11 protein-coding genes are annotated in these 13,967 nt (G+C 75.5%); 3 read left to right on the plus strand and 8 right to left on the minus strand.

Annotated features, from left to right (window positions below):
• Positions 1 to 170: 170 nt before the first annotated feature.
• On the plus strand, positions 171 to 593 hold the full coding sequence (locus GVV04_RS29345; protein ID WP_161692264.1) for an SRPBCC family protein: 423 nt from the start codon (positions 171 to 173) through the stop codon (positions 591 to 593).
• On the opposite strand, the gene GVV04_RS29350 is transcribed toward GVV04_RS29345, so the two are convergent.
• A complete protein-coding gene (locus tag GVV04_RS29350) occupies positions 568 to 1,062 on the minus strand; it encodes a GNAT family N-acetyltransferase (RefSeq protein ID WP_161692265.1) in 495 nt (164 codons plus the stop codon). The two genes, GVV04_RS29345 and GVV04_RS29350, sit on opposite strands and share 26 nt — an antisense overlap.
• Here GVV04_RS29350 and GVV04_RS29355 point away from each other — a divergent pair.
• Positions 1,050 to 1,649 carry a DUF1990 family protein gene (locus tag GVV04_RS29355; protein ID WP_328822642.1) on the plus strand — a complete coding sequence of 200 codons (600 nt, stop codon included), beginning with the start codon at positions 1,050 to 1,052 and terminating at the stop codon, positions 1,647 to 1,649. The two genes, GVV04_RS29350 and GVV04_RS29355, sit on opposite strands and share 13 nt — an antisense overlap.
• Before the next feature lie 129 nt (positions 1,650 to 1,778).
• On the opposite strand, the gene GVV04_RS29360 is transcribed toward GVV04_RS29355, so the two are convergent.
• The 7 genes from GVV04_RS29360 to GVV04_RS29390 all read right to left on the minus strand — a co-directional run bounded on the left by GVV04_RS29360 (position 1,779) and on the right by GVV04_RS29390 (position 12,046).
• Entirely contained in the window at positions 1,779 to 2,696 is a 918-nt protein-coding gene (locus tag GVV04_RS29360) for a DNA-3-methyladenine glycosylase family protein (RefSeq protein WP_161692266.1), read from the minus strand.
• Positions 2,697 to 2,823: 127 nt separating this feature from the next.
• Positions 2,824 to 3,681, minus strand: coding sequence for a spermidine synthase (locus GVV04_RS29365; protein WP_161692267.1), 858 nt, complete (start codon positions 3,679 to 3,681; stop codon positions 2,824 to 2,826).
• 64 nt (positions 3,682 to 3,745) lie between these two features.
• Positions 3,746 to 4,699, minus strand: a complete 954-nt coding sequence (locus GVV04_RS29370) for a hypothetical protein (RefSeq protein WP_161692342.1) — start codon at positions 4,697 to 4,699, stop codon at positions 3,746 to 3,748.
• 155 nt (positions 4,700 to 4,854) lie between these two features.
• On the minus strand, positions 4,855 to 7,329 hold the full coding sequence (locus GVV04_RS29375) for an AAA family ATPase (protein WP_161692268.1): 2,475 nt from the start codon (positions 7,327 to 7,329) through the stop codon (positions 4,855 to 4,857).
• Positions 7,329 to 8,477 carry an exonuclease SbcCD subunit D gene (locus GVV04_RS29380; RefSeq protein WP_161692269.1) on the minus strand — a complete coding sequence of 383 codons (1,149 nt, stop codon included), beginning with the start codon at positions 8,475 to 8,477 and terminating at the stop codon, positions 7,329 to 7,331. Before GVV04_RS29380 ends, GVV04_RS29375 begins: the two co-directional genes overlap by 1 nt.
• A gap of 12 nt (positions 8,478 to 8,489) precedes the next feature.
• Positions 8,490 to 10,241: an ATP-binding protein gene (locus GVV04_RS29385; RefSeq protein ID WP_161692270.1), complete on the minus strand. Its 1,752-nt coding sequence runs from the start codon at positions 10,239 to 10,241 to the stop codon at positions 8,490 to 8,492.
• A gap of 1,025 nt (positions 10,242 to 11,266) precedes the next feature.
• Positions 11,267 to 12,046: a pyrimidine reductase family protein gene (locus GVV04_RS29390; RefSeq protein ID WP_161692271.1), complete on the minus strand. Its 780-nt coding sequence runs from the start codon at positions 12,044 to 12,046 to the stop codon at positions 11,267 to 11,269.
• 462 nt (positions 12,047 to 12,508) lie between these two features.
• Here GVV04_RS29390 and GVV04_RS29395 point away from each other — a divergent pair, with 462 nt between their 5' ends.
• Entirely contained in the window at positions 12,509 to 13,822 is a 1,314-nt protein-coding gene (locus tag GVV04_RS29395) for an ABC transporter substrate-binding protein (RefSeq protein ID WP_161692272.1), read from the plus strand.
• The last annotated feature ends 145 nt before the right edge of the window (positions 13,823 to 13,967 follow it).

Consider the following 13,967-nt stretch of genomic DNA (forward strand, 5'->3'; position numbering starts at 1 on the left):
CCGCGTCGTAGAGGCGCGGTGCCCACGGGCGCGGGACCACACCGATCCGGTGAAGCTGTGCGGCGCGTCGGTGGCCGAAGGAACGGACACCAGTCGTCGTGGTGGTGCGGGCCGCCGGGGTCGCCGACGAGGATCATCGAGCGGTAGGTTCCGACGACAGGGGAGGGACCATGCGCTTCGATGCAGTCACGGAGATCGACGCCGACGCCGAGCGGGTCTGGAGGGTGCAGTCCGACATCGACAGGTGGCCGGAGTGGACCGCCTCGGTGTCCCGCGCCCGGCGGCTGGAACCGGGGCCGTTGGCGGTCGGCTCGACCGCGCGGCTGGAGCAGCCGCGGCTGCGTCCCGCGGTGTGGCGGGTCGTCGAGGTCGAGGCCCCGTACCGCTTCGTCTGGGTGTCGAACGCCCCGGGCGTCCGAAGCCGGGGCGACCACCGGATCGTCCCGCTGCCGGACGGCCGGGCCCGGGTCGAGCTGACGCTGGAGCAGTCCGGCCCGCTCGCCGCCGTCGTGGGTTGGCTCTACGGCGGACTGACCCGCCGGTACCTCCGGCTGGAGGCCGACGGCCTCAGGCGTCGCTGTGAGCGGCCTTGACCAGCCGCTTCTCCAGCACGGCGAGGGAGATCCCGTTGGCGTCCGGCCGGTTGCCGACGATCTCGTAGCCGTGCCGCCGGTACAGCCGCAGGTTCCGTTCGCTGGCGGCCCCGGTGAACAGCACGAAGCGGGATACCCGATCGGCGCAGGCCGCCTCCACCGCCCGCAGCAGCAGGGGCCCGATCCCCCGGCCCTGCTGGTCCGGGGCCACGGCCAGCCGACCGACGTGGGCGGTGTCGTCGGCGACCCGCGCCCGGACCGAGCCGATCAGCCGGTGCCCGGCCCGGGCGACCAGCACCGTCTCCGGGCCGGCCAGCGCGGCCAGGATCTCTTCGAGAGTCTCGGTGAGCGGCGGCAGCAACGGGTCGGCGTATTGCTGGGCCTCGGTCACGTAGGCGGCCCGCTGCACGGTGAGGATCTCGCCTGCGTCGGCGAGGGAGGCCGGGGCGATCAGTGGTGGCGTGGTCACGGCCCCAGCTCACCACACCGCCGGTGCGCGGCGCGCAGGGCCGTACCCTGGCGGTGTCGCGGACCCCAGGAGAGGCGGCGATCGTGCCCGAGCTGACCTACCCGCACGTCGGAGCCACCGACGCCGGCGAGCTGCCCGCGGGCTGGCGGCACGTCCGGCACCGGGTGCGGCTGCCGGACGGCTGCTTCGCCACGGCCGGCGCGGCGGTGCTCGGCTGGCGGCTGCACCGGGCCGCCGGGATCCGGATCGACGCCGACGCGCCCCGGGCCGCGCCCGGGGTCACCGTCGTCTCCCGGTTGGGCGTCGGCCCGCTGCGGCTGGCCGCGCCGTGCGCGGTGGTGTGGGCCGCCGACGACACCCACCGGGCCGGCTTCGGGTACGGCACGCTGCCCGGCCATCCGGCCCGGGGCGAGGAGGCGTTCGTGGTGAGCCGGGACGACACCGGCGCCGTCTGGTTCGAGGTGCGCGCGTTCAGCCGGCCGGACCGCTGGTTCATGCGCGCGGCCGGGCCGGCGGGCCGGGCCTTCCAACGCGGGTACGCCTGGTGGCTCGGCCGGACCCTGCGCCGGCTCTGCGCCCGGCCCTGACCCGGATCTGCCGCTCGCCCGTCCCTGCACCCGGCCCCGGCCTCCGCGTCAGGGCTGGGCGTTTCCGGCCCTGACCCGCCCGCCGGACGCGCAGCACGCGCCGACCGGGGCGGCGGGCCGGGGGAGGGTTCAGTACCGGGCGAAGGAGCGGATCGGCATCCTCGGCCCGTACCTCGGGGCGTGCACGCCCTCGGCGGTGAGCAGCAGGCAGACCCGGCCGCGGTGGCCCCGGAACGGCTCCAGCAGCGCGAGCATCCGGGCGTCGTCGCCGCGCGGCTCCCCGGCCAGGGCCCAGGCCACCGTGTTCGGCACGTGGTAGTCGCCGACGCTGACCGCGTCCGGGTCCCCGAACGAGATCCGCACCACCTCGGCGGCGGTCCACGGGCCGATCCCCGGGATCGCGGTGAGGCGGCGGGTGGCCTCGGCGGAGTCGACACAGCGTTCCAGCCGGTCGGCCTCGGCAGCGGCCCGGCGCAGCGTGTCGGCCCGCTTCTGCTCCACCCCGAACGGGTGGAAGACCCAGTACGGCGCGGCGGCCACCGCCGCCGGCTCCGGGGGCAGCAGCAGCGGCTGCAACGGCCCCGGCGCCGGCTCGCCGAAGTGGCGCACGGTCGCCGAGTACGCCCGGTACGCCTCCGTGCCGGTGACCTTCTGCTCCAGGATCGCCCGCAGCACGCGCGGGAAGAGCTGGCCGGTGGCTGGCATCCGCAGCCCGGCGTGCCGCGCGGCCAGCCGGGCCACCAGCGGGTGCGCGTTGGCCAGCTCGGCGAAGCCGGTGAGGTCGTCGCGCAGCCCGGCGACCGCCTCGGCCCGCTGGACCGCCCAGTCGGCGCCGGGGCCGTACCCCTCGGCGATCAGGTCACCGCCGCCGCTCGGGCGCAGCGCCAGGGTTGCCGGGCCGGCGGGGGTGCGGGTGGCCCACCAGAACGTGCCGGCGGCGATCCGGGCACACGGGTCGTACGTGCTGAACGTGAGCGACCGGACCGACGCGGCCAGCCGGTAGCCGGCCGGCGGGCGCAGCGTCCGGCGGGCGGCGGGTTCGGTCACCCCGACACTCTGCCACGACACCCGGCCGGGACGGACCCCACCGCAGGCCCGCGGGCCTCCGGGTGTCCGACGACACCAGCCCGTCCCCTCTTGAAGCCCGGTCGCCCGGTGGTGCGGAGCCACCGGATCAGCGGCGGACGGAGAAGATTCCCGGCGGCGGCGGGGTGGAGTCGGTGGCATCGGCGTCGCGCACCACGGCGGCCCCGCCGGCGAACCGGTCGAGCTCGTCCCCGGCCACCACCCGGCCGGGGAACCAGTCCCCGGCCGCCCGGCGGGTCAGCTCCGGCACGGGCGGCTCGACCCGGCCCGCGACCAGCACCAGGTTGCCGTAGCGCCGGCCGCGCAGCACCGCCGCGTCGCCGATCAGGCAGGCCCGGGGCAGCACCGCGCGGACCGTGGCGACCTGGGCGCGGGCGTGCCGCAGCGGCGGGCCGTCGGCGATGTTGGCCAGGTACCAGCCGCCGGGGTGCAGCACCCGGGCCACCTCCGCCGCGTATTCCACGCTGGTCAGGTGGGCCGGGGTGCGGGCGCCCGCGAAGACGTCCGCGACCACCACGTCGTAGCTGCCGTCCCTGGCGGATTCCAGGGTGGCCCGGGCGTCGGCGACGCGGACCTTCAGCCGGGGGTCGGCCGGCCAGGGCAGCTCCCGGCGGACCAGGTCGACCAGGGCGGCGTCCACCTCGGCCACCCGCTGGGTCGAGCCGGGGCGGGTGGTTTGCACGTACCGGGGCAGGGTCAGCGCGCCGCCGCCCAGGTGCAGCACCCGCAGCGGCGCACCCGCCGGTGCGACCAGGTCGAGGGCGGCGGCCAGCCGCCGGACGTACTCGAACTCCAGGTGGGTGGGGTCGGCGAGGTCCACGTGGGACTGCGGGGCGCCGTCGAGCAGCAGGGTGAACGAGCGCGGCCGGTCCGCGTTCGGGACCAGTTCGGCCTCGCCGGTGTCCACCCGCGCGACGATGCGGTCCGCACCCCGGCGGCGGCCCATCAGCGGCGCCCCGTCCGGATGGGGACTTGGCGGCGGCTCCGCAGCCGGGTGGTGAGGCGGCCCATCAGCGGAGGGGGCCGCGGCCCCGGGCCGCGGCGGTCAGCGCCCGGTGCAGCAGGCGGGCGTCGCCGAGCAGCGCCCGCAGGCGGCGCTCCAAACCGGCGATCGGGATCAGGTTCTGCGGGGCCCTCGGGTCCTTGTACGGGGTGGACGCGAACCGGGGGAGGGTGACCAGCGACAGGTCGGCCAGCGCGATCGCCTCGGCCTCGGCCAGCTCGGCCGAGCACTCCACCCGGACGATGCCGGCCCACGGCGCGCCGCTGGAGATCGGCAGCCGTAGGTACCAGGAGTATCCGCCCCAGGCGGTGACGAGCCGGAACACGGGGGAGCGCTGGCCGGCCCGCAGCTTGGTCACCACGGCGGTCAGCCGGGCGTCGAGGTACTGGCTGTGCTGGGTCTTGACGTAGCCGAGGGTGCGGGGGAGCTGCCGGCGGCTGCGCAGCGGGCCGTCGACCACCAGCAGGTCCCCGTCGATCCGGGCCGCCCCGGAGACCTCCACCTCCAGCGCGGTCAGCGGTCCCTGCACGGCGGCCTGGAGCTTGTTCAGCTCGCCGGTGCCGCTCACCCGGTGCACCGGGTAGCGGACCGTCCCGGCCCGCACCTCCCGGGCCGACGGGCTGGCGGTGAACAGCCCCCGCCGCACCTGCGTCCCGGCGAGCCGCGCCGCGCCGCGCTCCAGGTCGCAGCGGACCACCCCGGCGGCGTACGAGGCGGCCACGCCGGGGAACGACGCCCCGTCGGACTCGGCCGTCCACACGCTGGCGTCGATCCGGCGGACCCCGTCGACCAGCAGCACCACGTCCGGCGCCTGGACCCCGGGCCGGACGTCGATGGCCCGCCAGTCCACCGCGGGCAGCTCCACCTCGGCGTCAACCTGCTGGCGGCTCGGCGCGGCCGGCCCGCCCGGCACCGCCTCGAAGGACGCGCCGTAGCCCGGGTCCCAGGCGTCGACGAACAGCTCCGGGGCCGGGCCCTGGGCCGCCGTCCCGCCCGGTCCCGTTCCGGCCGTCCCCGTCCCGCCCGGTCCCGTCCCGCCCGGTCCCGTCCCGCCCGGTCCCGTCCCGCCCGGTCCCGTCCCGCCCGGTCCCGTCCCGCCCGGTCCCGTCGGCCCCGTCACAGGCCGGTCCGTTCCACGCGGGCGGAGCGGGCGTCCTTGCGGACCTCGTACCGGACCGGGATGCGCTCGGCGAGGGCCGGCACGTGGGTGACCACCCCGACCATCCGGTCCCCCCGGGCGGCCAGGCTCTCCAGGGTGGCCGCCACCGTGTCCAGGGTGGCCGCGTCCAGGGTGCCGAATCCCTCGTCCAGCACGATCGACTCCAGGCTCGCCGCCGTGGTGGACATCCCGGCGAGCTGCTCCGACAGCGCCAGCGCCAGGGCCAGCGACGCCTGGAACGTCTCCCCACCGGACAGCGTGCGCACCCCGCGCCGCAGCCCCGCGTCGTGGTGGTCGATCACGAAGAACTCGCCCTTGTCGTGCACCAGGTCGTACTGGCCGCCGGACAGCTCGCGCAGGATCCCCGACGCGCCGTCGACCAGCAGGTCCAGCGCCTCGGCCAGCAGCCAGCGCTCGAAGTTGTTGGCCCGCAGGTGCCCGGCGAGGGCCCGGGCCACCCGGGCCTGCTGCTCGTGGCCGGCCCGCTGCCCGCGCAGCTCGGCGGCCTGCTCGCGGCGCTCCACCAGCCGTCGGTGGGCCGCCTCGGCGCGCTCCACCGCGACGGTGGCCGCCCGCACCGGATCGTCCCCGGCGGCCAGCCCGGCGGCGGCGAAGACCCCGCCGATCCGCTCCTCCACGGCCGCGGCGGCGGCCTCCGCCCCGGCGACCGCCTCGGCCAGCCCCACCCGGTCCGCCCGACGCCGCAGCGCCTCCGCGTCGGCCCACCCGGTCAGCGTCGTCCAGGCCCCGGCCACGTCGTCGCGGTCGGCGGCCGGCGGGCCGAACCGGGCCAGCCCGTCCCGGGTCGCGTCGAAGTCCCGCCACGCGGCGCGCAGCCGCTCCTCGGCTGCCTCCAGCGCGGCCCGGGCCCGCCGGGCGGCGTCCCGGCCGCCCCGCACCCCGCCCGCGGCCTCGTCCAGCTCCCGGCGCAGCCGGGTGTGCTCGGCCAGGTCGTGTCGCAGCGCCTCCGGGGCTGCGGCCCCGGTGAGCTGGTCGTCCAGCTCGGTCAGCCGGCCCCGGAGCTGGTCGTGCTGGGCCCGGGCGCGCAGCAGCACCCGCTCCAGGTCCCGGGCCGCCGCGTCGCGCTCCTGCACCGCCTGCTGCGCCTGCTGGGTCGCCGCCCGGGCCGCCTTCCCGGCGGCAGTGGCCCTGGCCACCGCCGACCCGGCCGGCACCGCCGGCACCCGGGGCACGACCTGCTCGCAGACCGGGCAGGCCGCCCCGTCGACCAGGTGCGCCCGCAGCGCCACCGCCTGGTCGGTGGCCTTCGCCTCCTCGTGCGCCCGGAACGCGGCGTCCAGCTCGACCTCGGCCCGCCCGGCCGCCGCCCGCGCCGCGGCCAGCGCGGCCACCGCCGCGTCGTGCTCGCGCTGCGCCCCGGTCACGGCCGTGGCCACCGACCCGACCTCGCCGGCCAGCCGGTCCCGGTCGGCGTGCGCCTTGAGCAGCAGCCGCAGGGCGCTCTCGTCGCCCGCGCCCGCCAGCTCCCCGCGCAGCTTCTCCTCGCGCTCCTCGGCCAGCGCCACCCCGGCCGCAGCCTCGTCGGCGCCGGACCGCGCGGCGGCCACCGCCCGGGCCACCTCGGCCACCCCGTCGGGCGCCCGCACCGCGCCGAGCCCGGCCAGCTCGGCGTCGAGGGCGGCCAGCGCCGCGTGCGCGTCCCGCGCCGCCGCCCGGGCCCGCTCCCGCTCCGGTACGGCCGCCGCGACCGCTTCGGCCAGCTCCTGCGCCCGGCCGACCTGGGCCTGCGCGTCGGCCAGCGCCGCGTCGTCGACGTCGGCGAGCCCGCCGAGCATCCGGTCGACCGCCTCCAGCTTCGCCTCGGCCTGACCGGCCCGCTCGGTGGCCCGCTTCTGCACGTTCTCGTAGACGCCGAGGCCGAGCAGGTTGACCAGGATCTGCTGCCGGGTCGCCGGCCGGGCGTGCAGGAAGTCGGCGAACTGCCCCTGCGGCAGCACCACGCAGCTGGTGAACTGCTCGTACGGCAGCCCGACCGCCTCCAGCACCGCCCGGTCCATCTCGGCCGGGGTGCCGGCCACCACCTCGCCGAGGTCCTCCGGGCTGAGCCCGGTGTCCAGCTTGGTGACGTCGAACCCGGCCGGCATGAGCTGCAACCCGGCGTTGGCCGTCTTGACGTTGCCCCGGCCGTCCCGGCGGACCACCCGGGTCGCCACGTAGCGGTCCCCGGCCGACTCGAAGACCAGCCGGACCCGGGCCTCGGTGGCCGACGGGGCGAGCGCGTTGGCCAGCCCCCGCGTCCCGCCCCACCGGGGCACCGTGCCGTAGAGGGCGAAGCAGATCGCGTCCAGCACCGTCGACTTGCCGGAGCCGGTCGGGCCGACCAGGGCGAAGAAGTCGGCGTCGGTGAAGTCCACGGTCGTCTCGTCGCGGAAGACGGTGAAGCCCGCCATGTCCAGCCGCATCGGGCGCATCAGCGATCCGCCTCCTCGAACAGCTCGTCGAACAGCTCCCGGACGTCGGAGTCGGCGTGCCCCTTGCTGTCCAGGTAGTCGGCGAACAGATCACGGGGCGACCGACCGGCCCGCTGGGCGGTGCGCGTCCCGCTGCCGGGGGCCGGCACCAGCTCCGGGTCGATCCGGATCTCCAAGGCCTGGGGGAGCAGCTCCTGCACCTCCTCGCGCAGCCCCGCCCGGGGCTGCTCCCGGACGAACACCCGCAGCCAACCCTCCGGCGGGGCGGCCTCGGCGAGCTGGGCCAGGGTGCCGCGCACCGTGCGCAGCGGCACGGCCGCCGTGACCGGCACCTCGCGGATGCGCGCCGCGCTCGTCGCCGTCACCTCGACCATGGTGACCGACGGGACGTTCTCCTGCTCGCCGAAGTCCACGGCGAGAGGGCTGCCGCTGTAGCGGATGGGGCAGGGGCCGGACACCCGCTGCGACCGGTGCAGGTGGCCCAGCGCCACGTAGTGCGCGGTGCCCGGGAACACCGTCGCCGGTACGGCGTACCCGAGGACGGTGTGCGCGTCCCGCTCGCCGCCGCCGGTGGTCGCCCCGACCACGGTGAGGTGGGCGGTGACCAGGTGCACCCGGTCCGGCTCGGCGAAGCCCTCGGTCAGCCGGCCGAGCACCCGGCCGAGGTGGTCGGCGTACGTCTGGGTGGCCTCGGCGGCGGTCAGCTCGTACATCTCCACGGCGCGGATGGCGTACCGCTGGGACAGGAACGGCAGGGCGGCCACCCGCCACCGCTCGCCGCCCGCGGTGACCCCGTCGATCACGTGCTCGTCCGGGTTTTCCCGGACCCCGCCGCGCAGGGTGATGCCGGCCGCCTCGGCCCACGGCCGCAGCGCGTCGAGGGCCTGGCCGTTGTCGTGGTTGCCGCCGATGGCCACCACGTCCGCGCCGGTGCGGCGCAGCGCGGTCAGCGCCCGGGTGACCAGCCGGGTCGCCTCCGGGGTGGGGGCGGCCGTCTCGTACAGGTCCCCGGCGACGATCACCAGGTCCGGCTGCTCCTGCCGGGCGACGTCGATCACCCCGGCGAGGACCTGCTTGTGCTCCTCGGCCCGGGACTGCCCCTTGAGCACCTTGCCGACGTGCCAGTCCGAGGTGTGCAGGATCTTCACGGGTTCAGCTCCCTAGAACGGGATGTCGTCGTCGGCGCCGCCGCCCGAGCCGACCACCGCGAACGGGTCGGCCGCTCCGGTGATTGACCGTAGCGTCTCCGAGGGTGCCCGGCCGGCCTCGGAGACGCGGGTGGCCCACGCCGGGAACGGGAACTCCAGGCAGAGCGGGACCGGGATGTCCGGCTGGTTGACGAACATGGTGCCCGGCTTGGCCAGCAGCGCCCGCTGCCGCTGGGCGGGCGGGAGGAAGCCGTACTCCGGGCGGGACGCCTCGGCCGGGTCGAGCCGGCCGACCACCCGGATCGCCGAGTTGGTGACGATCCGGCGTTCCACCTCGCTCGCCGTCTGCTGCGCCCCGATCAGGATCACCCCGAGCGAGCGGCCCCGCTCGGCGATGTCCAGCAGCACCTCCTTGATCGGGGAGGAGCCCTCCCGGGGCGCGTACTTGTTCAGCTCGTCGAGGACGACGAAGAGCAGCGGCTTGGCCGTGCCGGCCTTCTCCTTGCGCTCGAACTCGCTCTTGAGCGTCACGCCGACCACGAACCGTTGCGCCCGGTCGGGCAGGTTGTGCAGGTCGACGACGGTGACCTGGGCGCTCTCGGTGGTGTTGATCGAGTGCGGGCGGCGGGTGGCCAGGTCGCCCCGGATCAGCCGGCCCAGGTCCTTCTTGCTGCCGATCAGCCGCCGGGCGAACGCGTTGACCGTGCCCAGGCCGACCGCGCTGCCCGCCCAGTCGCCCCGGGTCTCGTCGTCGTTGAGCTGCTCGACGATGTGGTCGACCAGGTCGGTGTACGAGCCGAGCCGGACCCCGTCGACGCTCACCCCGCCGTCGGCGGGCTGGGCGTAGCGGGCCAGGTGGGCGGCGACCGAGTGGACCACCATCGTGTACTGCTGGCGCTCGTCGTCGGCGTCGGCGAAGACGTACGGCAGGAGGCGGTCGGCGCAGAACTCGCTCAGCGTCCAGTAGAAGCTGTCCACCCCGGTCAGCCGGCTGCTCACGTCCGGCGTGCCGGAGGAGTCGCCGGCCCGGGGCGGAGCGTAGACCCGCACGTCGGGGAAGGCCCCGGCGTCCAGCCCGAGCCTCGCGTAACCGGCCCGGGTGGCGTCGTCGAGGCGGGTGTTGGGGTGGTCGAGGAACAGCAGGTCCTCGCCCTTGACGTTGAAGATCAGCGCCTTGGCGTTGACGGCGTCGCCGCCGAGCACCCCGGAGCGGAAGACCGAGTAGAGCAGGAAGGTGGCGAAGCTGGTCTTGGTGGCCACCCCGGAGATGCCGGAGATGGAGACGTGCGCGCCCCGGCTGCCGTCGAGGAAGTCGGCGTTGAGGTAGACCGGCACCCCGTCGCGGCCCATCCCCATCGGGATCCGTCGTTCCATCCGGTCGAAGTGCAGCGCCCGGTCCCGGGCCTCGCCCTCGGCCCGGTGCACCACCGCGCCCGGGGTCGGCGGCACGTAGAGCTCCGGGTCGACCCGGGTGGTGGTGATCTCGGCCGCCTCCTGCACCATCGCCGGCAGGGTGCCGTCGGCGATGGCGAAGACGTCCGAGTCGAACTGGGCGCCCTCGTGCCGGGCCCGCACCTGGGTCACCACCCCGGCGATGGTCACCGGCTCCCGGTCGGGCAGCTCCCGGCGGGTCACCACCACGTCGTCGAGCTGGAGGTAGCTGCCGGGGGCCACGGCCGTCCAGAACGTCAGCGGGGTGGCGTCGGCGGTGCCGAGCACCCGACCGACCCCCTCGCCGGGGCCGTCGAACTCGTCGTCGGTCATCCGCGCGCTCCGGTCAGCTGGTCGTCTCGGTCAGGGCCCACGGGGTGCATCCTGCCCGAGGGATGCGACAGGTTGCCACGCGACGCGGCGGACGCCACCCGCCGCGCCCGACATCATGGCGCAGCGCGTCCGTCCAGGCACGGACGGTGGCGAGCGGGCCGTCCGCCGCCGGGTTGGCCGCGATACCTGCCGCTGCCAGTTGCGCTGTCCACGCGTCCACGCGTCGACTGTGGGAGCAGGCAGGTGGGCCAGGCCCCGGAGCGGCATCCACCGCATGGGGGTAAGCGCGGTAGCTGCGGCTTGATCGATGGATTGCGGCGAAGATCCTGTTCATGTTGTGGGTCCTGGCCGTTGTGGGTGGGCGGGTGAGGTGGGACAGGGGGCCGGCCGTCCGGCGGTCCGAGCGGCTGGGGTGTCGGGCGGGTGGTGCCACCTCGCCTCCTTTGCTCTGCTGCCGCCACCGCAACACCAGCACCGCCGTGCAACGACCAGCACCGCCGTGCAGCACCAGCACCGGCACCGGCGTCGCGTAGCCGCTTCGCGTCGGGTGCCGGCACGAGAGGCCGGCACGAGAGGTCGGCAGAATCGTCACGCTCCGCGAGCGTTGCACCGGGGGCAGCAGAGCAAAGGGGGCGCTGTGGGGTTGCCCGCCGGTCAGCGACGACATCAGCGGCGGTGTTCCCACCCCGCCCCCTGGGGTGGGATTTCACGATCGTCTGCTGATTTTGGGGAACTCGCCCGGCGTGTCGTCTCACAAATCAGCAGACGATCACGCCACGACAGGCTGCCCTGCACCCCGACGCCACCCGTGCACATCGTCGCCACCAGAGGGGGCGTCGATGACTCCGACACAGGCCCTGAGGGGGCCGGAGGGTGAACCCGCCCGACCGGGCCCACCCCCGCCCAGCGTGGCCGCCGACCCGTCAACCAGCGCCCGGGCTGAGGCACCACGCCGCCCGGGCTGAGGCACCACGCCGCCCGGGCTGAGGCACCACGCCGCCCGGGCACCGGGGACACCGCCGGGGCTACGCGCCGGGCTGCGCGCCCGGGGCGGGTGCCCCGTCCCGGGCGTACCGGAGCATCAGCGTGCCGTCCGTGGCGGCCAGCACGTGCCGCAGCGGCAGCTCCCGGTGCGGGCCGGGGTCCCCGGCGGTGATCCGGCCCGGGCCCGCACCGGCGAGCAGCGGCGCGACGGTGAGGCAGACCTCGTCGACCAGGTCGGCGGCGGTGAGCGCGCCGAACAGGTGCGGCCCGCCCTCGCAGAGGAGCTGGCCGAGGCCCCGCCGGCGCAGCTCGGCGAGACCGGCGGCCAGGTCCACCCGGTCGGTCCCGCAGCGCACCAACTCGGCCACCTCGGCCAGGCCGGGGGGCGCCTCGGCGGCGGCATGGGTGAGCACGACCGGCCGCACCGGCGCGTCGGCGAACGCGGTCTGCGCCGGGTCCAGGTCCAGTGAGCCGGAGACCACGACCAGGGTCGGGTACTCGGCCAGCCCCTGCGCGCGACGCCAGGCCCGGCGGGGCCCGCTGAGCCGTACCGCGTTGTAGCCCTCGTGCCGCAGGGTGCCGGCGGCCACCAGCAGGCCGTCGCAGAGCATCCGCAGCAGGCCGAACACCCGCTTGTCCGGCTCGCCGGAGAGTCCGGCGGAGTAGCCGTCCACGGTGACCGCGCCGTCGACGCTGGTCACGAAGTTCACCCGCAGGTGGGGACCGGCGGCCCGGCCGTAGAGGGCGGTCAGCTCCGTGTCGTCCAGCGGCGTCGGCGACGGGGCCGGCCACAGCCGGGAGATCGGGCTTCCGGCGCTCATTCGCCGGCCGGACCGGTGACCGGAGGGGTGGGCTCGGGGGTGCGGTGCTGGCAGTCGCACCATTTCCGGCCCGGGCAGGCGTCGTGCCGCCGCTCCCGGCAGGCTCGGCAGATCATGCCGGCAGCCTATGCCGGGGAAGGACCGGGCAGCGCCTGGCCCGGCAGATCCTCCCACCGTCCCAGTAGGTGGACGAAGGGGCGGCACCGACAACCGGGCAGGGCGTGCCGGCGACCCGGCGGTGGGGGTTCGATACACGGCGGTAACGATATGGGAACGCTCCCATAGGGTTATTGACACCTCTGAGGCTCGCCGGCAATCTCATGGGAGCGCTCCCGGCATGTGTCGCGGATCTCCTTCCCGAGCACGCCGGGTGTCCTCCGCGGGCCCAGTCCCCCGGCGGCGCGCGAGTGCACAGCACCCCCACCACACGACACAGCCTCACCACTGAAAGAGGGGTCTCGGATGAGCGTCCCAATCCGTCGTCGGCGGCTCGCGGCCATCGCGCTCGCGTCCGTCGCGGTGATCGCCACCGCCTCCGCCTGCGGCGACGACTCGTCGGAAACGAGCAGCGGCGACGGCCCGGTCACCCTGATCGTCGACGTCTTCGGCGACCAGGGCTTCGGCTACGACGAGCTCTACAAGCAGTACGAAGCGGAGCACCCGAACGTCAAGATCCAGGAGCGCGGCAAGGGCCTCGGCCTCGGTGACTACAACACCCGGCTGACCCAGCAGATCACGGCGGGCTCCGGCGCGGGCGACGTGGTCGCGCTCGAAGAGGGCACGATCGTGCAGTTCTACGCGCAGTCCGACAAGTTCGTGAACCTGGCCGACCACGGCGCGAACGACCTCAAGGCCAACTTCCTGCCGTGGAAGTGGGAGCAGGGCACCACCCCGGACGGCAAGGTCCTCGGCCTCGGCACCGACGTCGGCTCGATGGCGCTGTGCTACCGCAGCGACCTGTTCAAGGCCGCCGGCCTGCCGACCGACCGCGAGCAGGTCGCCACCCTCTGGCCGACCTGGGACGAGTTCATCGCCACCGGCCAGAAGTTCGCCGCCGCCGACAAGAAGCACAAGTTCGTCGACTCGGCGACCAACTTCTACAACGTCGTGCTGATGCAGATCGCCGGCTCCGGCACCGGCTACACCTACTACGACAAGAGCAACAAGCTGGTCGTCGGCGAGAACGCGGACGTCAGGACCGCGTACGACCTGACCACCAAGATGATCTCCGCCGGCCTGTCGAACAACCTCCAGTCGTTCTCGAACGAGTGGAACGCCGGCTTCAAGAACGGCACCTTCGCCACCATCGCCTGCCCCGCCTGGATGACCGGTGTCATCAAGGGCCAGGCCGGTGACGCGGCGGCCGGCAAGTGGGACGTCGCCAAGGCCCCGGGCAACGGCGGCAACTGGGGCGGCTCCTTCCTGGGTGTGCCGAAGTCCAGCAAGCACGCCAAGGAGGCCGCCGAGCTGGCGAAGTTCCTGACCAGCGCCAAGGGCCAGACCGAGGCGTTCAAGAAGGTCGGCAACCTGCCCTCGTCGCCGCAGGCCCTGACCGACCCGGCCGTGGCCGACTCGGTCAACGAGTACTTCAGCAAGGCCCCGGTCGGCAAGATCTTCGCCGCCGGCGCGACCGACCTGAAGCCGGTCTACCTCGGTCCGAAGAACAACGCGGTCCGCACGGCCGTGGAGAACACCCTGCGCGCCGTCGAGCAGGGCAAGTCCGCCGGCGAGCAGTGGCAGTCGGCGCTCAAGAACGGCGCGGCCGCCGGTAAGTGACCGGCCGAACCGACCCGGGTGGCGTCGACAGTGCGACTGTCGGCGCCGCCCGCGGTGTCCGGTAAGCCCCGGCGCCGCCCGCGCGGCCGGCCGGTAAGCCCCCGGCGTCGCCCGCGCGACGGGTCACGCCGACCGACGAGAAGGA

It is taken from the genome of Micromonospora rubida, from assembly GCF_009908295.1.
Lineage (GTDB): Bacteria > Actinomycetota > Actinomycetes > Mycobacteriales > Micromonosporaceae > Micromonospora > Micromonospora rubida.

What these genes read in the sequence shown, in the direction of transcription:
- GVV04_RS29345 (WP_161692264.1), top strand. Translation starts at nt 171, where the DNA reads ATGCGCTTCGATGCAGTCACGGAGATCGACGCCGACGCCGAGCGGGTC.
- GVV04_RS29365 (WP_161692267.1), bottom strand. Translation starts at nt 3,681, where the DNA reads ATGGGCCGCCGCCGGGGTGCGGACCGCATCGTCGCGCGGGTGGACACC.
- GVV04_RS29375 (WP_161692268.1), bottom strand. Translation starts at nt 7,329, where the DNA reads ATGCGCCCGATGCGGCTGGACATGGCGGGCTTCACCGTCTTCCGCGAC.
- GVV04_RS29385 (WP_161692270.1), bottom strand. Translation starts at nt 10,241, where the DNA reads ATGACCGACGACGAGTTCGACGGCCCCGGCGAGGGGGTCGGTCGGGTG.
- GVV04_RS29390 (WP_161692271.1), bottom strand. Translation starts at nt 12,046, where the DNA reads ATGAGCGCCGGAAGCCCGATCTCCCGGCTGTGGCCGGCCCCGTCGCCG.
- GVV04_RS29395 (WP_161692272.1), top strand. Translation starts at nt 12,509, where the DNA reads ATGAGCGTCCCAATCCGTCGTCGGCGGCTCGCGGCCATCGCGCTCGCG.